Here is a 16,741-nt window from a genome sequence, read left to right as displayed (position 1 = left end):
GTCGGTCCGGTCAGCGACGGCCGCCCCCGCTTGCGATGGCGCTACTGCCTGCGCCCGACTGCAGGGTAGACGTATCCAGGTAGCGGTTCACCGTATCGGCACCGGCGCCCTGGCGTACGAAGTCGCTGAACTCGGCGCCGCTCAGGTCGTCCTCGATCTGCGTGTTGTGGATGTCATTCGGCATGTTGGCCCAGCCTGCGCCCATGGGGCTGTTGTGGTCGGCCAGCGCCGAAACCGAGAACAGCGCGGCAAGGGAACCGAAAACCAGGGCGTGTGCGATTTGCTTCATGAGTCACTCCTTTTGAGATTGAAATGTCCGGCATGCGGGGAGCGCATGCGGTATGTGCATGGTAGGGAGCGTGTGTGGCTCGTCTGTGTCCCGGCCGTTCCAGAATGTGGCAGTGTGTGACAGGCGGGCTAAGCTGAAGGGGTCCGGTTCCCGTGAGGCGTCCATCATGTCAAAGCGATCCTGTCCGTTGTCCAAGGTCTATGGCCTGCTGGAACCGGGGCCGGTGGTGCTGGTGACGACCCGCCGCAAAGGGAAGCCCAACATCATGACGATGTCGTGGCACACCATGATGGAATTCGAGCCGCCGCTGATCGGCTGCGTGATCAGCGGGCGCAATACCTCGTTCGATGCGCTTCGGACGACGAGGGAGTGCGCAATCAACATTCCGACGCGGGAGCTGGCGAAACAGGTGGTGGGCGTCGGCAACTGCTCCGGGGAGACGGTCGACAAGTTCGCCCGATTCGGCCTGACTGCGGTCGAGGCTTCCGAGGTGAAGGCTCCGCTGATCGCCGAATGCTATGCCAGCCTTGAATGCCGGGTGGCCGACACGCGGCTGGTGAATCGTTACAACTTCTTCGTTCTCGAAGTGGTGCGGGCCTGGGTCGATACCGCAGTCAAGAACCCGCAGACCTTGCACCATCGTGGCAATGGCGTGTTTGCGGTAGCCGGCGAAACGATCAAGCTGCGTTCGGCGATGAAATAGTTCGAACGGAATGGCGTGGCAGTCGGATTGCCGCCCGGCCAGATTGAAATCCCGGTTGACGCTTCCGGCGGCCAGGCCCTGGCCGCATAATGCGCGCTGCATTTTGGCCGCGTGCGCGGCAGTCTGAGTTCATGCCCAATCTTCCTTACTGGCGCCTGTCCGGTTTCTACTTCTTTTATTTCGCCTTCGTCGGCGCCATGTCGCCGTTCTGGGGGCTCTATCTGCGCTCGCTGACGTTCAATGCCTTCGAGATCGGCGTGCTGATGTCGCTGCTGCAGGTGATGCGGATCTTCGCGCCCAACATCTGGGGGCATATCGCCGACCGTACCGGACGCCGGACGACGATCGTGCAGGTCGCGGCACTCGGCAGCGTGCTGGTGTTCGGCGGTGTATTTTTCGGCAGCAGTTTCTGGTGGATGTTCGGGGTGATGGCCGCGCTGAGCTTTTTCTGGAGCGCGTCGCTGCCGCTGGTCGAAGCGATGACCCTGTCGCACCTGGGCGAGCGCACTGACACCTACGGTCGTATCCGCCTGTGGGGGTCGGTCGGCTTCATCCTGATGGTGGTGGGGCTGGGCTATGCCTTCGACCATGTTCCGATCGGTTGGCTGCCGTGGGCGGTGCTGGTGGTGATGCTGGGCATCCTGGCGTTCGCGCGGGTGATCCCCGAGGCCGAAATCCTGCCGCACGCCACTGACCATCACTCGGTATGGGATGTCGTCAAGCGACCCGAAGTGGCGTCACTGTTGGCCGCCTGCATGCTGATGGCGGTGACGCACGGCCCCTACTACACCTTCTATTCGATCTATCTGGTCGACCATGGCTACGACAAGTCCACCGTGGGTTGGTTGTGGGCGCTGGGCGTGCTGTGCGAGATCGGCATTTTCCTGGTCATTCCACGCATTTTTGCGCGAGTGACGCCGCGCCGGCTGATCCTGGCGAGCTTCGCACTTGCGGTGCTGCGTTTCCTGTTGATCGCCTGGGGCGTGGAATCGGCCTGGCTGGTGTGGGGTGCGCAGACGCTGCATGCCTTCACCTTCGGCACCTTTCATGCCTCCGCCGTGGCGCTGGTTCACCAGCATTTCCGGGGCCGGCACCAGGCGCGCGGCCAGGCGCTCTACACCAGCCTGTCCTACGGCATCGGCGGCACGATCGGCGGCTTGGCCAGCGGCCTGACCTGGGAATCGCTGGGGTCGGCCTGGACCTTTACCCTTGCTGCCGCCAGCGCGGCGCTGGCCTGGGTGGTCTATGCGGCCTGGGGCGGAACAAAACCCGTGCCAGCGGCCCCTAAGCTATGAAATAATCAGCGTTTTACGCGCTGTATGGCCTTATTCCGCATGCCCGGTCAAACCTTGTTCAAGAAGCTATGGGACGCCCACGTGGTTCATGTCGAACCCGATGGCACCACCCTGCTGTATATCGATCGCCATCTGGTGCATGAAGTCACCAGTCCGCAGGCTTTCGAGGGGCTGAAGCTCGCCCACCGCAAACCACGCCGGACTGACGCAGCGATTGCCGTGCCCGATCACAACGTGCCAACGACCGACCGATCGCAGGGCATCGCCGACCCAGTCTCGCGCCTGCAGGTCGAAACGCTCGACGCCAACTGCGCCGAATTCGGCATCACCGAATTCAAGATGGACGACATCCGCCAGGGCATCGTCCATGTCATCGGCCCCGAGGAAGGACTGACCCTGCCCGGCATGACCGTGGTCTGCGGCGACTCGCACACCTCGACCCATGGCGCGTTCGGTGCGCTGGCCTTCGGCATCGGCACGTCCGAGGTTGAGCATGTGCTGGCGACGCAGTGCCTGTGGCAGAAGCCGTCGAAGACCCTGCTGGTCAAGGTCGAAGGCCAGTTGGGCCGCGGCGTGACCGCGAAGGACATCGCGCTCGCGGTCATCGGCGAGATCGGCACCGCCGGAGGCACCGGCTATGCACTTGAATTCGGCGGCTCGGCCATTCGTGCGCTGTCGATGGAAGGTCGCATGACCCTGTGCAACATGGCGATCGAGGCGGGCGCACGCGCCGGCATGGTGGCGGTCGACCAGGCGACCATCGATTACGTCAAGGGTCGTCCGTACGCGCCGAAGGGCGACGCATGGGACAAGGCGGTGGCGTGGTGGAACACGCTGCATTCGGACGCCGACGCCGAGTTCGACCGCGTGGTCGAGCTCGATGCCGCGACAATCGAACCGCAGGTCACCTGGGGCACCTCGCCCGAAATGGTGACGACCATCGGTGGCCGCGTGCCCAACCCGGCCGATGCGCCGAGCGAGGTCAAGCAGCACGACTGGACCCGCGCACTGGAATACATGGGGCTCCAAGCCGGCACGCCGCTTGCCGCGGTTGCGGTGGACAAGGTGTTCATCGGTTCCTGCACCAACTCCCGCATCGAGGATCTGCGCGAGGCGGCCGGCGTGGCGAAGGGTCGCAAGGTCGCGCCCAACGTCAAGCTGGCGTTGGTGGTGCCGGGTTCGGGCCTGGTCAAGCAGCAGGCCGAGGCCGAAGGGCTCGACAAGATTTTTGTGGAAGCCGGCTTCGAGTGGCGCGAACCGGGTTGTTCGATGTGCCTGGCGATGAATGCCGACCGGCTGGAGCCGGGCGAACGTTGCGCATCAACGTCCAACCGCAATTTCGAAGGTCGGCAGGGGCAGGGCGGCAGGACGCACCTGCTCAGCCCGGCAATGGCCGCTGCGGCCGCCTGCGCGGGACATTTTGTCGATGTACGTCATTTTTAAGGAGAATACCCTCATGAAGCCAATGATTGCCCTGATGATCGCCGTCGCCCTGACACTGGCAGGCTGCAACACCGTGCGTGGGATGGGCCAGGATATTGAGAAGGCCGGCGACTCGATCCAGAAGGCCACCCATTAAATGCAGGCTTTCACTGTTCTCGACGGGCTGGTGGCGCCGCTCGACCGCGCCAACGTCGACACCGACGCCATCATCCCCAAGCAGTTCCTGAAGTCGATCAAGCGCGCCGGCTTCGGCCCCAACTTGTTCGACGAATGGCGGTATCTCGACCACGGCGAGCCCGGCAAGTCGAATCACGATCGTCCGCTGAATACGGAATTCGTGCTGAACCAGCCACGTTACCAGGGGGCGTCGGTGCTGCTGGCACGCGAGAATTTTGGTTGCGGTTCCAGCCGCGAGCATGCGCCGTGGGCGCTGGAAGACTACGGGTTCCGCGCCATCATCGCCCCGAGCTTTGCGGATATTTTCTACAACAATTGCTTCAAGAACGGCATCCTGCCCATCGTGCTCGACGCGCAGATCGTGGATCGCCTGTTTCGCGAGTGCGGCACGAGCGAGGGCTACGCCCTGACCGTCGATCTGGACAAGCAGACGGTAACGACGCCCACGGGCGAAACGATCCCTTTCGAGGTGGATGCGGGACGCAAGCACCGCCTGCTCAATGGACTGGACGATATCGGCCTGACCTTGCTGCAGGCCGACAAGATCAAGGCCTATGAGGAACGGCGCAAACAGGATGCCCCGTGGCTCTTTGCTTGAGTGGTTATTTATCCCCGGTCGCCCGTCAGGGCGTTCGCGGTCAACAGGTTTTTAGAACATGAAAATTGCAGTCTTGCCGGGTGACGGCATCGGTCCGGAAATTGTCGCGCAGGCGGTCAAGGTCCTGGAGAAGTTGAAAGCGGAAGGCGCCTCCATCGAAATGGAAACCGCGCCCATCGGCGGCGCGGGCTACGACGCCTCCGGCGATCCCCTGCCTGAGGCGACGCTGAGACTCGCGCGCGAAGCCGATGCGGTGCTGCTCGGCGCCGTCGGCGGGCCGCAGTACGACACGCTGGACCGCCCGCTGCGCCCCGAGCGCGGCCTGTTGCGCATTCGCAAGGAACTCAACCTGTTCGCCAACCTGCGCCCGGCGCTGCTGTACCCGGAACTGGCGGGTGCGTCGTCGCTCAAGCCCGAAGTCGTGTCCGGGCTCGACATCATGATCGTGCGCGAACTCACCGGCGACGTGTATTTCGGTCAGCCACGCGGGATTGAGGTACGGAACGGCGAGCGCGTCGGCTTCAACACGATGCTGTATTCCGAGTCCGAGGTGCGCCGGGTCGCGCACGTGGCATTCGGCATCGCGATGAAGCGCGGCAGGAAGCTGTGTTCGGTCGAGAAGGCCAACGTACTGGAATGCTCTGAACTATGGAAGGAAGTGATGATCGAGGTGGCGAAGGACTACCCCGAGGTCGAGCTCTCGCACATGTACGTCGACAACGCGGCGATGCAGCTGATCCGCGCGCCCAAGCAGTTCGACACCATCGTCACCGGCAACATCTTCGGCGACATCCTGTCGGATGCCGCGTCGATGCTGTCCGGCTCGATCGGCATGCTGCCGTCGGCTTCCCTGGACGAGCACAACAAGGGCATGTACGAGCCGATCCACGGTTCTGCCCCCGACATCGCCGGCAAGAACCTGGCGAACCCGCTGGCGACCATCCTCTCGGTGGCGATGATGTACCGCTACACCTTCGCCGACCTGACCACCGCCGACCGCATCGAGGGTGCGGTGAAGAAGGTGATCGCACAGGGCCTGCGCACCGGCGACATCTGGACCGAGGGCACGCAGAAGGTGTCGTGCAGCGAGATGGGCGACGCGGTGGTGAAAAGTTTGTGAGGGGTGAGGGGATAGGGTGAGGGAATCCTCACGCCTGACCCCTAACGCCTAACCAGGATATTTGGAGATGAACATGATGAAAGTTGGACTGATCGGCTGGCGCGGCATGGTGGGCTCCGTGCTGATGGGGCGCATGAAGGAAGAGCGCGATTTCGATCACATCGAGCCGGTGTTCTTCACGACGTCGAACGTCGGCGGAAAAGGACCCGACATCGGCCGTGATGTGCCGCCGCTGAAGGATGCCAGCAGCATCGACGAACTGAAGGCCTGCGACACCATCATCACCTGCCAGGGCGGCGACTACACCAAGGAAATCTACCCGCAGTTGCGCGCGGCCGGCTGGAACGGCTACTGGATCGACGCCGCCTCGACGCTCAGGATGAAGGACGAGGCCATCATCATCCTCGATCCGGTCAACAAGAACGTCATCCAGGATGGCATCGCCAACGGCGTCAAGACCTATGTCGGCGGCAATTGCACGGTGTCGCTGATGCTGATGGCGATGGGCGGGCTGTTCGACGCCGGGCTGGTCGAATGGGTGTCGCCGATGACCTATCAGGCCGCTTCCGGTGCCGGTGCCCGCAACATGCGCGAACTGATCGCCCAGATGGGCGCAGTGCATGCCGAGGTGAAGGACCTGATCGCCGACCCGGCTTCCGCCATCCTCGAAATCGACCGCAAGGTGGCGGATTTCATCCGTTCCGACCGCTATCCGGTCGATGCTTGGCCGGTGCCGCTGGCCGGCAACCTGATCCCGTGGATCGACGTCGCGCTGGAGTCCGGTCAGTCCAAGGAGGAGTGGAAGGCGCAGGTCGAAGCCAACAAGATCATGCGCCGCAGCGACAAGCCGATTCCGATCGACGGCCTGTGCGTGCGCGTCGGCGCGATGCGCTGCCACTCGCAGGCGCTCACCATCAAGCTGACCAAGGATGTCCCGCTGGCCGACATCCACAGTCTGATCGCCGCCCACAACCAGTGGGTGAAGGTGGTGCCGAACGACCGTGAACTCAGCATGCGCGAACTGACCCCGGCCGCGGTGACCGGTACCCTCACCGTACCGATCGGCCGCATGCGCAAGCTCAACATGGGGCCGGAATACCTGACCGCGTTTACCGTTGGTGACCAACTGCTATGGGGGGCCGCCGAACCACTGCGCCGCATGCTGCGCATCCTGCTGGAAGCCTGACCGAATGGGGGTGAGGGCGGCCGGTTCAAGGCTGGTGCGTGGCGTCAAGGATTCAACAGCCCCGCCAGCGGGGCGAAAGGGAGAGACGGGATGAAATTGAAGCGCTTCACCACCCAACTGGTGGCTGCCGGCCTGATTGCCGTGCCGCTGATGGCGGATGCAGCCGGGTTGGGCAAGCTGTCGGTCACCTCGGCGCTCGGCCAGCCGCTTGTGGCCGAAATCGAGCTGTTCGCGGCAGACAAAGCCGAACTCGACAGCCTGTCGGCTAGCCTGGCTTCCGACCAAGCGTTTCGGGATGCGCGCGTCGAATTTGCTCCGGTGTTGTCGTCCCTGCGCTTCACGGTCGAGAAAAAACCGAACGGCAAGGCCGTCCTGAAAGTCAGTTCCAGCCGCCCGGTGAACGATCCCTTCATCGATATGCTGGTCGAACTGAACTGGGGTTCGGGGCGGCTGGTGCGTGAATACACCATGCTGCTCGATCCCCCAGGTCTCGCGGCAAAACAGACGGTAGCGCCCATGACGGCCGTGGCGCCGTCAAACGGCCCTGCGGCCAAACCCGCCGCCCCCGCTCCGGCGGCGGCCCCGGTCGCGGCAGCGCCCAAAACCCCGACTCCTGCTGCGGCCAAGGCCGCGCGCCAGGCCACGGCGGCGGACCATGTCAAAGTCAAACGGGGCGACACCCTCATCGGGATCGCCAGCCGTGTACGTCCGGAAGGCGTGAGCCTGGAGCAGACCCTGGTTGGCCTCTATCGGGAGAATACCCAGGCTTTCGACGGCAACATGAACCGTCTGCGGGCAGGCAAGACGCTCGATGTTCCGTCCGCCGACAAAGTGGCCGCCATTCCGCAACAAGATGCTGTGCGTGAACTCAGGCTGCAGGCGGAAGACTGGCGCGCTTATCGACAGAAACTGGCCGGGACCGTGAGCGCAGCCCCCGCGGCCAAGGCGGCACAAGGCCAGGCCAGCAGCGGCAAGGTCACGCCCAAGGTGGAAGATCACGCCAAGCCGGCAGCCGAAGCGCCGAAGGACGTCCTGAAGCTGTCCAAGGCCGCGCCGGCTGCCACAACCGCGGGCAAGGCCGATGAAACCCGGGCGCTGCAGGAAAAACTGCGCGCCCAGGAAGAGGATGCGACCGCACGCGAAAAAGCGCTGCAGGAGTCGGGGCAGCGCGTGGCGACGCTGGAAAAGCAGATCCAGGATATGCAGAAACTGGTCGAGATGAAGGAGAAGGCGCAAAAAGAAGCCGCAGCCTCCGTTCCTGCTCCGGCCCCGGCCGCTCCGCAGGCGGCCAAGCCCGCGCCCGCACCGGCGCCGGTTGCGCCTGTCGTCAAGGCGCTGCCGGCCAGCCCAGAACCGGCTCAGAACTGGTACGACCCCCTGCTCGCCGACCCGTTGTATTGGGGCGGCGGCGTAGCGGCGCTGGGCCTGGGCGGAATCCTGTGGTGGATGATGGCGGGTGGCGGACGCCGCCGCAAAACCGGCAGCGCCGCCCTGGAAGACAGCATCATGAGCGGCGGAGACGTGCGCCCGAACACGGTCATTGGTGCTGCATCCGGCGGTAGCGTCAATACCGGCGACACCTCTTTCCTGACCGATTTCAGCCAGGCGGGCCTGGGCACCATCGATACTCACGACGTGGATCCCATCGCCGAAGCCGAGGTTTACATGGCGTATGGCCGTGATGCCCAGGCCGAGGAGATCCTCAAGGAAGCCATCAGCAAAAACCCGGATCGCCACGAAATCCGTGTCAAGCTTCTTGAAATCTACGCCGCGCGCCGCAATACCGCGGCATTCGAATCGGTTGCCGGCGAGCTCTATGCGGCGCTTGGCAACAAGTCGAGCCCGTTGTGGGACAAGGCCTGCGAAATGGGCCGCAGCATCGATCCGACCAACCCGCTGTATGGCGGCGTGCAGTCGAGCGTGCCCTCTGCCGCGGCGGAAACGGTAGCGGCGACCGCGGCGATCGCCGGTGGGGCCGTGGCCTTCGCAGGCGAGCAGGTAACAGCCGAGTCCGCCATCGAAGCGGCTCCCGCTTACCAGGCCGAACCCGAAATCGAACCCGAGCCTACGTCGGATGCCCAGGCCGAGCCGGTAGCCGACAATGCACCGCTGGAATTCGAATCCGCGGGACATGTCCTCAATTTCGACATGCCGTCCGAGCCGGCGGCTGAAACCCCTGCGGCCGGCTATGTCGAGGCGGATACCCAGAGCCTGAACTTCGACCTGCCGGATATCGATCTGCCTGCAGAGGAAGATGACTCGTTGAAGCTGGATCTTGGTCTGGAAGACGATAATGGCCCGGACAGCAAGTTCGATTTCAGCGGCCTCGATCTCGACCTGGGCGAGTCGGGTGACAACGAACTCGAGCTCGACGAAGTCGGCACCAAGCTCGATCTTGCCCGTGCCTATGTGGAAATGGGCGACAAGGAAGGCGCACGCGAGATCCTCAACGAAGTGCTGGCCGAAGGCAGCGAAAGACAGAAATCCGATGCGCAAGGCATGTTGAGTTCGCTTGGCTAACTGTCCGCACCCGGCTGCCCGCATCCTGCTGTGGTGCGGGTGGGCAGTGGCGGTGGAACGCGCTGCCGTGCCCCAGCTTTCCTTCCTGGCCGTCGCCCTCGCGACGGCCTTTCTGTTTGCGCCTGTCCGCCAGGAAGCCTGGCGTTTGCTACGCAGGACCCGCTGGCTGATGGTGGTACTGCTGCTGACCTATGCCTACACCATGCCCGGTACGCTGCTATGGCCACCGCTCGAATGGGCCAGCCCGACCTTGGAGGGAATCCGGCTGGGCGCGTTGCGCGTGGCACGGCTGGCACTGATGATCGCAGGACTGGGGGTGCTGCTCGCCACCACGATCCGCCCCCGCCTGATTTACGGCCTGTATGGACTGGCCCGGCCATTGGTCTGGTTGGGGTTTGATCGTCGCGCCTTCGCAGTACGCCTGGGGCTGACCCTGGATTACGTCGAGCATGCGCCCAAACCGGCCCGGTGGCTGGATACGCTGCGTGCGCCGTTACCGGATGACGCCGGTCCCGATACTTACACCTTGCACACCGAACGCTGGCAAGGCTGCGATAGCGCCGTCATACTTGCGGGCTTGCTTGGGGTGTGGATCGTGCTGGCGTGAGGCCGGGTGAGTATGCGTATCGTATTGGGTCTGGAATATTGCGGCATCGGCTTTTGCGGCTGGCAGTCGCAGCCGCAGGGGTGTGGCGTGCAGGACGCACTGGAAGCGGCCGTGTCGGCGATTGCCGGCGAAAAGACCATCGTCACCGCGGCCGGACGTACCGATACCGGCGTGCATGCGGCATTCCAGGTCGCACATTTCGACACGCCGGCCCAGCGCCCGCTTACGGCCTGGGTGCGTGGCGTCAATAGTCATCTTCCGTCCGGCGTGGCGGTGTTGTGGGCACGCGAGGTGGGCGGAGATTTCCATGCGCGTTTCGCCGCCACACAGCGGGGCTACCGCTATGTGCTGCTGAATCACCCGGTGCGGCCCGGTCTCAATCACGGGCTGATCGGCTGGCATCATCGTCCGCTCGACGCTGACGCGATGAACCGGGCGACGACGCACCTGATCGGTCGGCACGATTTTTCCGCTTTTCGTGCCGCCGAGTGCCAGGCCAAGTCGCCGGTCAAGGAACTGCGGCTGGCGCAGATCGAGCGGCGCGGCGATTTTCTGTTGTGTGATTTCCGTGCCGACGGTTTCCTGCACCACATGGTGCGCAACCTCATGGGCTGCCTGGTTCATATCGGTGTCGGCATGCAGTCGCCCGAATGGATGGGCGAGATTCTGCAAAGCCGCGACCGCACGCTGGCAGCGCCCACTTTCGACGCCGCCGGACTGTACCTGACCCACATCCGGTATCCTGCGCACTTTGCTTTGCCGGAAAGCTCTGAACGATGGCCGTTCGCGTAAAAATCTGCGGTATTACCCGCTTGCAGGATCTGCAGCATGCCTGTGTCGCAGGGGCGGATGCCGTGGGCTTCGTGTTCTACGAAAAAAGCCCGCGCCACGTATCGGTCGAAGCCGCCGCTGAACTGGTGCGCGCATTGCCGCCCTTCGTCCAGAGCGTGGGCCTGTTCGTCGACGCCGAGCCGGCCTTCATCGAGCGGGTGTTGCAGACCGTGTCGCTCGACCTGCTGCAATTCCACGGCAACGAGACGCCAGCCGACTGCGCTCGCTTCGGCCGACCCTATATCAAGGCGGTACGAGTGAATCGGGACACGGATTTGCTAAAATGCGCGGCTGACTTCGATGCTGCGCGCGGACTGTTGCTCGATGCCTTCGTACCGGGCGTGCCGGGCGGCACCGGGGAACGCTTCGACTGGGGCCTGATTCCGCCAGACCTGTCCAAACCGGTCATCCTGTCGGGCGGATTGACGCCCGACAATGTCGCCGAGGCGGTGCAGCGCGTGCGGCCGTGGGCGGTGGACGTGTCCTCTGGCGTCGAGGCAACAAAAGGCATCAAGGACGCGCACAAGATTGCGCAATTCATTGCGAAAGCGAAAGAAGCATCATGAAGCTCATCGATCTCCCCGATTCCCGCGGCCACTTCGGTTCCTACGGCGGCGTTTTCGTCGCCGAAACCCTGATGGCGGCGCTGGACGAACTGCGCGTCGAGTATGAGAAAGCGCGCAACGATCCCGCCTTCGTGGCCGAATTCGAGTACGAACTCAAGCACTACGTCGGACGTCCGAGCCCGGTGTATCACGCCAGGCGACTCTCCGAAGCCTACGGTGGCGCGCAGATCTACCTCAAGCGCGAGGATCTCAATCACACTGGCGCGCACAAGATCAACAACACCATCGGCCAGGCGCTGCTGGCGCGCCGCATGGGCAAGAAGCGCGTGATCGCCGAAACCGGCGCTGGCCAGCACGGCGTCGCTTCGGCTACCGTTGCAGCGCGCTACGGCATGGAATGCGTGGTCTACATGGGCGCCGAGGACGTCGCCCGCCAGTCGCCCAACGTCTTCCGCATGAAACTCTTGGGCGCCACCGTGGTACCGGTGTCGTCGGGTTCGAAGACGCTGAAGGATGCGTTGAACGAGGCGATGCGCGACTGGGTCACCAACGTCGAATCGACCTTCTACATCCTCGGTACCGCCGCCGGTCCGCACCCGTATCCCATGCTGGTGCGAGACTTCCAGTGCGTGATCGGCCGCGAATGCATCGTGCAGATGCCGGAACTGACCGGCCGCCAGCCCGACGCGGTGGTCGCCTGTGTGGGCGGCGGCTCCAACGCGATCGGCATCTTCCATCCCTACATCCCGTATGAAGACGTGCGCCTGATCGGCGTCGAAGCCGGCGGCTCCGGTATCGCCAGCGGCAAGCACGCGGCACCGCTCACCGCCGGCACGCCCGGCATTCTGCATGGCTTCCGCAGCTATCTGATGCAGGACGAAAACGGCCAGATCATCGAGACCCATTCGGTCTCGGCCGGCCTCGACTATCCCGGCGTTGGCCCCGAGCACAGCTACCTCAAGGATGCCGGCCGCGCCGAATACGTCGCGATCGACGACGACGAGGCGCTGGCCGCCTTCCATGACCTGTGCCGCTATGAAGGCATCATCCCCGCGCTCGAATCCAGCCATGCCGTCGCCCACGCCAAGAAGCTCGCGCCGACCCTGAAGAAGGATCAGATCATCCTGGTCAATCTCTCCGGGCGTGGCGACAAGGACATCAACACTGTGGCCAAGGTATCGGGGATCACACTCTGAACCGGCTCCCCAATTGAATCGCACCTTCCAGAAGACCCAACCATGAGCCGCATCGGCCAGACCTTTATCGCGCTGAAAGCGCACAACAGAAAAGCCCTGATTCCCTTCATTACCGCAGGCGACCCCGGCAAGGGCCTGACGGTGCCGCTGATGCACGTGCTGGTGGAAGCCGGCGCCGACATCATCGAGCTGGGGGTGCCGTTTTCCGACCCCATGGCCGACGGCCCGGTGATCCAGCGCGCATCCGAGCGCGCATTGGCGAACAAGGTCGGGCTGAAAGACGTGCTGGCGATGACGGCGGAATTCCGCAAGACCAACACGACCACGCCGGTGGTGCTGATGGGCTATGCCAACCCGGTCGAGCGCATGGGTTACGAGGCTTTTGCCCAGGCGGCGAAGGCCGCCGGCGTGGATGGCGTGCTGACAGTGGATATCCCGCCGGAGGAGTCGACCGGCGTGTCGGACGTATTCAAGTCACACGGCCTCGATCCGATTTTTCTGTTGTCGCCGACCACGCCGGAATCGCGTGTGGAACAAGTGGCGGCCGCCGCCGGCGGTTTTATCTATTACGTCTCGCTCAAGGGCGTGACGGGGTCGGCCAATCTCGACACCGAGGAAGTCGCGCGGAAGCTGGCCATGGTGCGCAAGCATTGCAGCCTGCCGGTGGGCGTGGGTTTCGGTATCCGCGACGCGGCCACCGCCGAAGCGGTGGCCCGCATCGCCGACGCGGTGGTGGTGGGCAGCCGCATCGTGAACGAGATCGAGACTGCGCCGGAAGGCGAATGCACCAACCGCGTCAAGCACCTGGTGGCCGAACTGCGCCGCGGCGTCGACGCGGCATCGAAATAAACGGAGAAGACACATGAGCTGGTTTCAGAAAATCCTGCCGCCGAAGATCAAGCGGCGTGCACAGGCGTCGAAGAAGTCGATGCCCGAGGGCTTGTGGTCCAAGTGCCCGGCCTGCAACGAGGTGCTCTACCGTGCCGATCTGGAAAGCAACCTGGAAGTGTGCCCGAAATGCGGCCATCATCATCGCATCGGCGCGCGGCAGCGCCTGGCCCTGTTGCTGGACGCGGAGGGACAGCATGAAATCGGTGCCCATATCACACCCCTCGACCCGCTCAAATTCAAGGACAGCAAGAAATATCCCGACCGCCTGAAGGAAGCGCAGACCGGCACCTCGGAAACGGATGCATTGGTGGTGATCGGCGGCAGCGTCAAGGCGGTGCCGGTGGTGACCGCGGCGTTCGAATTCAAGTTCATGGGGGGCTCGATGGGGTCGGTGGTCGGCGAGCGCTTCGTCATGGGGGTGGAGGCGGCGATCGAGTCGAACTCGGCCTTCGTCTGCTTCTCCGCCAGCGGTGGCGCGCGCATGCAGGAAGGTCTGTTTTCGCTGATGCAGATGGCCAAAACGTCAGCAGCGCTGACCCAGTTGTCGCGCCATAGACTGCCCTTCGTGTCGGTGCTGACTGACCCGACCATGGGTGGGGTGTCGGCGAGTTTCGCCATGCTGGGCGATCTGATCGTCGCCGAGCCCAACGCGCTGATCGGCTTTGCCGGGCCGCGCGTAATCGAGCAGACCGTGCGCGAAACCTTGCCGGAAGGCTTCCAGCGCGCCGAATTCCTGCAGGAGAAGGGTGCCATCGACCGTATCATCGATCGCCGCCAGATGCGTAGCGAGCTCGCGTCCACGCTGGCGATGATGATGGGCCGGCCGGCGCTGGCAGCCTGAATCCCGGGCTGATTGGCCACCCAGGGTCGGCGGGGACATGCCTGCATCGCGGCGATTTGTTTGATTCCTGTCTGGCATACCGTCTCGGCGTAACCTGATCGTGCAACGGCTTACTTCCCTTGATGCCTGGCTGGCGCGGCTGGAACGACTACATCCCAGTACGATCGATCTCGGCCTCGACCGGGTGCGTCGGGTCAAGGACGCGCTTGGCCTGGTTCCGGATTTTCCGCTCATCATCGTCGGCGGTACCAACGGCAAAGGCTCTACCAGTGCGTACCTGGCTGCTATCCTCGATGCCGCCGGCTACAAGACCGGCCTCTACACCTCGCCGCATCTGCTGCGCTACAACGAACGCGTGCGGGTCGCCGGCAGGGAGGCAGGCGACGCTGAACTCATCGCTGCCTTCGAACGGGTCGACGCGGCACGCGACGACGTTTCGCTGACCTACTTCGAATTCGGCACACTGGGCGCGATGGCCCGGTTCATCGATGCTGGCATCGATGTGGCCGTTCTTGAGGTGGGCCTTGGCGGGCGGCTCGATGCCGTGAACGTATTCGATGCCGACGTCGCGGTCGTTACCAGCGTCGATCTCGACCATATGGACTACCTGGGCGACAGTCGCGAAAAAATCGGTTTCGAGAAGGCGGGAATTTATCGAGCCGGTCGTCCTGCCATTTGCGTCGATCCCGCGCCGCCAGTCAGCCTGCTTGAACATGCCCGCCGTATTGGCGCCGACCTGCGGTGCGTGGACCGGGATTTTTCCGCGCAGCGCGAGGACGACCACTGGACCTATCGCAGCCTCGGTACAGGATGGACGGAGTTGCCGTTGCCCGCCATGGCTGGCGCCTGCCAGTTGCGTAACGCGTCCGGTGCGCTGGCGGCGCTGGAGGCCATACAGGATCGTTTGCCCGTGGATGTGGCGGCGATCCGCCGCGGGCTGGCGGCCACGCACGTGCCTGGCCGGTTCCAATACATCGCTCAGGCGCCGGCGGTCATTCTGGATGTGGCGCACAATCCGGAAGCCGCGCGGGCACTGGCGGCCACCCTGCGCAGCCAGCCGGTGGGCGGACGCACACTGGCTGTGGTGGGTATGCTGGCCGACAAGGATGCGGCAGGGGTATTTGCGGCATTGTGCGACGAAATCGATGCATGGTGGACGTGTACGCCTGCTTCGTCACGTGCGCGGGATGCCCGGGCGCTGGCTGCCGTACTGCGCGGGCAGATGGGCGAAGCACCGATACACGTTCAGCCGGATGTCGTCCGCGCACTCGCCGAGGCGCGAAGCGCGGCACGCGAAGATGATAGAATTCTTATCTTCGGTTCGTTTTATACCGTTGCCGCCGTGCTCGACCATGCCGCCACCCAGCAGTGAAAATGACCTCAAACGCCTCGCCCGGCGCCGACTGATCGGTGCGGTGGCGTTGACCCTGCTGGCAGTGATCGCGCTGCCGCTGTTGCTGGAAGACGAGCCGCCACCAACGAGTGCGCTATCGGTCCACATGGCCGAAGCGCCGGCGCCCGTACCCGAACAGGTGGCCGCGCCGGTGTCTGAACCTGCGTCTTCTACGCCGTCGCAGCCCGCTCGGCCGGCCGAGCCCGCCAAACCAGCCGAGCCCGCCAAACCGGTAGCCAGACCCGAACCCAAACCTGAGGCCGAACCGGTCAAGCCTGAGCCGGTCAAAGCAGAGCCCGCCAAACCGCAATCCAAGCCGCATCCTGTTGCTGCGCCTGTTCCCCAGAAAAAACCTGCGGCAGCCAGCGAAATGTTCGTGGTGCAGCTTGCCGCCCTGTCCGATGGCGCCAAGGCTCGCGAACTCAAGGCGCGCGCGGCACTGGCTGGATTGCCGAGCTACACCGATACGGTTGGCAGCCTGACGCGTGTGCGTGTAGGGCCTTATCCGACGCGCGAGGCTGCGGAGGCAGCAGCAGGGCGGCTGGCTGAAAACGGCATGACCGGGCAGGTGCTGGCCAAATGAACATGCTCGACCTCATCGTGGTGCTGGTGCTGGTCCTGACCGTGATGCGCGGACTGATGCGCGGCATGGTCGACACGCTGTTTTCGCTGGTGGCCTGGGTTCTCGCCTTTGCGCTGGGCAAATGGGGCGCCTTGCTGGTGGCGCCGCTTCTGCCGATTGGCATCGAGAGCCCGGGCATCCGCTATTTCGTGGGCTTTGCCGTGGTTTTTCTGGTGGTATTGATCGGCGTACTGCTGCTGGGACATGTCCTGTCTTCGCTGGTCAAGGCGGTGGGACTGGGCGGAGCCGACAAGGTGCTGGGTGGCGTGCTGGGACTGGCCAAAGGTCTGGCGATCCTGGTCGGCCTGACGCTCGCGGCCGGACTGACTTCGCTGCTGCCGCGTGCCGAGTTCTGGAAGCAGGCCAGATTGTCGGGCAGCCTGCAGGCCATGGCGCAGCGCGCCTTGCCGCTGGTGCCGGCCGACGTGGCGAAATACATTCGCTTTGAATAACTTTATGGACG

At 64.0% G+C, this 16,741-nt stretch carries 18 protein-coding genes; 17 read left to right on the top strand and 1 reads right to left on the bottom strand.

Translation table 11 applies throughout. The features are described 5' to 3' along the window. Positions 1–10 precede the first annotated feature (10 nt). The gene (locus ABT23_RS08315) at positions 11–289 is read right to left on the bottom strand and encodes a hypothetical protein (protein WP_296633572.1); all 279 of its coding nucleotides are present in this window, start codon (positions 287–289) and stop codon (positions 11–13) included. A 166-nt stretch (positions 290–455) separates the two neighbouring features. Between ABT23_RS08315 and ABT23_RS08310 the strand changes: the two genes are divergently transcribed. The 17 genes from ABT23_RS08310 (at position 456) to ABT23_RS08230 (ending at position 16,730) form a co-directional block, all read left to right on the top strand. After that, positions 456–992, top strand: a complete 537-nt coding sequence (locus ABT23_RS08310) for a flavin reductase family protein (protein ID WP_296633571.1) — start codon at positions 456–458, stop codon at positions 990–992. A 131-nt stretch (positions 993–1,123) separates the two neighbouring features. Continuing rightward, positions 1,124–2,287: an MFS transporter gene (locus ABT23_RS08305; RefSeq protein WP_296633569.1), complete on the top strand. Its 1,164-nt coding sequence runs from the start codon at positions 1,124–1,126 to the stop codon at positions 2,285–2,287. Positions 2,288–2,326: 39 nt separating this feature from the next. Next, on the top strand, positions 2,327–3,730 hold the full coding sequence (gene leuC / locus ABT23_RS08300; RefSeq protein WP_296633568.1) for a 3-isopropylmalate dehydratase large subunit: 1,404 nt from the start codon (positions 2,327–2,329) through the stop codon (positions 3,728–3,730). A 13-nt stretch (positions 3,731–3,743) separates the two neighbouring features. Next, complete coding sequence (locus ABT23_RS08295) at positions 3,744–3,866, top strand: entericidin A/B family lipoprotein (protein ID WP_296633566.1); 123 nt, start codon at positions 3,744–3,746, stop codon at positions 3,864–3,866. Further along, the gene (gene leuD / locus ABT23_RS08290; protein ID WP_296633564.1) at positions 3,867–4,505 is read left to right on the top strand and encodes a 3-isopropylmalate dehydratase small subunit; all 639 of its coding nucleotides are present in this window, start codon (positions 3,867–3,869) and stop codon (positions 4,503–4,505) included. A gap of 58 nt (positions 4,506–4,563) precedes the next feature. After that, positions 4,564–5,625 (top strand): 3-isopropylmalate dehydrogenase, encoded by a 1,062-nt coding sequence (leuB, locus tag ABT23_RS08285; RefSeq protein WP_296633563.1) that lies wholly within the window; start codon positions 4,564–4,566, stop codon positions 5,623–5,625. 73 nt (positions 5,626–5,698) lie between these two features. After that, positions 5,699–6,811, top strand: coding sequence for an aspartate-semialdehyde dehydrogenase (asd, locus tag ABT23_RS08280; protein ID WP_296633562.1), 1,113 nt, complete (start codon positions 5,699–5,701; stop codon positions 6,809–6,811). 90 nt (positions 6,812–6,901) lie between these two features. Beyond that, positions 6,902–9,331, top strand: a complete 2,430-nt coding sequence (locus tag ABT23_RS08275; protein WP_296633561.1) for a FimV/HubP family polar landmark protein — start codon at positions 6,902–6,904, stop codon at positions 9,329–9,331. Next, positions 9,324–9,938: a CbiQ family ECF transporter T component gene (locus tag ABT23_RS08270; protein WP_296633559.1), complete on the top strand. Its 615-nt coding sequence runs from the start codon at positions 9,324–9,326 to the stop codon at positions 9,936–9,938. The genes ABT23_RS08275 and ABT23_RS08270 overlap by 8 nt, the downstream gene beginning before the upstream one ends. A gap of 12 nt (positions 9,939–9,950) precedes the next feature. After that, complete coding sequence (gene truA / locus ABT23_RS08265) at positions 9,951–10,730, top strand: tRNA pseudouridine(38-40) synthase TruA (protein ID WP_296633558.1); 780 nt, start codon at positions 9,951–9,953, stop codon at positions 10,728–10,730. Further along, positions 10,715–11,335 carry a phosphoribosylanthranilate isomerase gene (locus ABT23_RS08260; protein ID WP_296633556.1) on the top strand — a complete coding sequence of 207 codons (621 nt, stop codon included), beginning with the start codon at positions 10,715–10,717 and terminating at the stop codon, positions 11,333–11,335. The genes truA and ABT23_RS08260 overlap by 16 nt, the downstream gene beginning before the upstream one ends. Further along, positions 11,332–12,531 (top strand): tryptophan synthase subunit beta, encoded by a 1,200-nt coding sequence (trpB, locus tag ABT23_RS08255; RefSeq protein ID WP_296633555.1) that lies wholly within the window; start codon positions 11,332–11,334, stop codon positions 12,529–12,531. Before ABT23_RS08260 ends, trpB begins: the two co-directional genes overlap by 4 nt. Positions 12,532–12,573: 42 nt before the next feature. Continuing rightward, a complete protein-coding gene (trpA, locus tag ABT23_RS08250) occupies positions 12,574–13,380 on the top strand; it encodes a tryptophan synthase subunit alpha (protein WP_296633553.1) in 807 nt (268 codons plus the stop codon). A 13-nt stretch (positions 13,381–13,393) separates the two neighbouring features. After that, on the top strand, positions 13,394–14,263 hold the full coding sequence (gene accD / locus ABT23_RS08245; protein ID WP_296633551.1) for an acetyl-CoA carboxylase, carboxyltransferase subunit beta: 870 nt from the start codon (positions 13,394–13,396) through the stop codon (positions 14,261–14,263). 100 nt (positions 14,264–14,363) lie between these two features. Continuing rightward, a complete protein-coding gene (gene folC, locus ABT23_RS08240) occupies positions 14,364–15,635 on the top strand; it encodes a bifunctional tetrahydrofolate synthase/dihydrofolate synthase (RefSeq protein ID WP_296633549.1) in 1,272 nt (423 codons plus the stop codon). Beyond that, on the top strand, positions 15,616–16,239 hold the full coding sequence (locus ABT23_RS08235; protein WP_296633547.1) for an SPOR domain-containing protein: 624 nt from the start codon (positions 15,616–15,618) through the stop codon (positions 16,237–16,239). The genes folC and ABT23_RS08235 overlap by 20 nt, the downstream gene beginning before the upstream one ends. Beyond that, positions 16,236–16,730, top strand: coding sequence for a CvpA family protein (locus ABT23_RS08230; RefSeq protein WP_296633545.1), 495 nt, complete (start codon positions 16,236–16,238; stop codon positions 16,728–16,730). The genes ABT23_RS08235 and ABT23_RS08230 overlap by 4 nt, the downstream gene beginning before the upstream one ends. Positions 16,731–16,741 lie beyond the last annotated feature (11 nt).

Origin of the sequence: Thiobacillus sp. SCN 63-57, from assembly GCF_001725555.1 — a bacterium.
Classification (GTDB): domain Bacteria; phylum Pseudomonadota; class Gammaproteobacteria; order Burkholderiales; family Thiobacillaceae; genus Thiobacillus.
This window is presented reverse-complemented; position numbering and strand designations above follow the sequence as displayed.

What these genes read in the sequence shown, in the direction of transcription:
- ABT23_RS08315 (WP_296633572.1), bottom strand. Translation starts at nt 289, where the DNA reads ATGAAGCAAATCGCACACGCCCTGGTTTTCGGTTCCCTTGCCGCGCTG.
- ABT23_RS08310 (WP_296633571.1), top strand. Translation starts at nt 456, where the DNA reads ATGTCAAAGCGATCCTGTCCGTTGTCCAAGGTCTATGGCCTGCTGGAA.
- ABT23_RS08305 (WP_296633569.1), top strand. Translation starts at nt 1,124, where the DNA reads ATGCCCAATCTTCCTTACTGGCGCCTGTCCGGTTTCTACTTCTTTTAT.
- leuC (WP_296633568.1), top strand. Translation starts at nt 2,327, where the DNA reads ATGCCCGGTCAAACCTTGTTCAAGAAGCTATGGGACGCCCACGTGGTT.
- ABT23_RS08295 (WP_296633566.1), top strand. Translation starts at nt 3,744, where the DNA reads ATGAAGCCAATGATTGCCCTGATGATCGCCGTCGCCCTGACACTGGCA.
- leuD (WP_296633564.1), top strand. Translation starts at nt 3,867, where the DNA reads ATGCAGGCTTTCACTGTTCTCGACGGGCTGGTGGCGCCGCTCGACCGC.
- leuB (WP_296633563.1), top strand. Translation starts at nt 4,564, where the DNA reads ATGAAAATTGCAGTCTTGCCGGGTGACGGCATCGGTCCGGAAATTGTC.
- asd (WP_296633562.1), top strand. Translation starts at nt 5,699, where the DNA reads ATGATGAAAGTTGGACTGATCGGCTGGCGCGGCATGGTGGGCTCCGTG.
- ABT23_RS08275 (WP_296633561.1), top strand. Translation starts at nt 6,902, where the DNA reads ATGAAATTGAAGCGCTTCACCACCCAACTGGTGGCTGCCGGCCTGATT.
- truA (WP_296633558.1), top strand. Translation starts at nt 9,951, where the DNA reads ATGCGTATCGTATTGGGTCTGGAATATTGCGGCATCGGCTTTTGCGGC.
- ABT23_RS08260 (WP_296633556.1), top strand. Translation starts at nt 10,715, where the DNA reads ATGGCCGTTCGCGTAAAAATCTGCGGTATTACCCGCTTGCAGGATCTG.
- trpB (WP_296633555.1), top strand. Translation starts at nt 11,332, where the DNA reads ATGAAGCTCATCGATCTCCCCGATTCCCGCGGCCACTTCGGTTCCTAC.
- trpA (WP_296633553.1), top strand. Translation starts at nt 12,574, where the DNA reads ATGAGCCGCATCGGCCAGACCTTTATCGCGCTGAAAGCGCACAACAGA.
- accD (WP_296633551.1), top strand. Translation starts at nt 13,394, where the DNA reads ATGAGCTGGTTTCAGAAAATCCTGCCGCCGAAGATCAAGCGGCGTGCA.
- ABT23_RS08235 (WP_296633547.1), top strand. Translation starts at nt 15,616, where the DNA reads ATGCCGCCACCCAGCAGTGAAAATGACCTCAAACGCCTCGCCCGGCGC.
- ABT23_RS08230 (WP_296633545.1), top strand. Translation starts at nt 16,236, where the DNA reads ATGAACATGCTCGACCTCATCGTGGTGCTGGTGCTGGTCCTGACCGTG.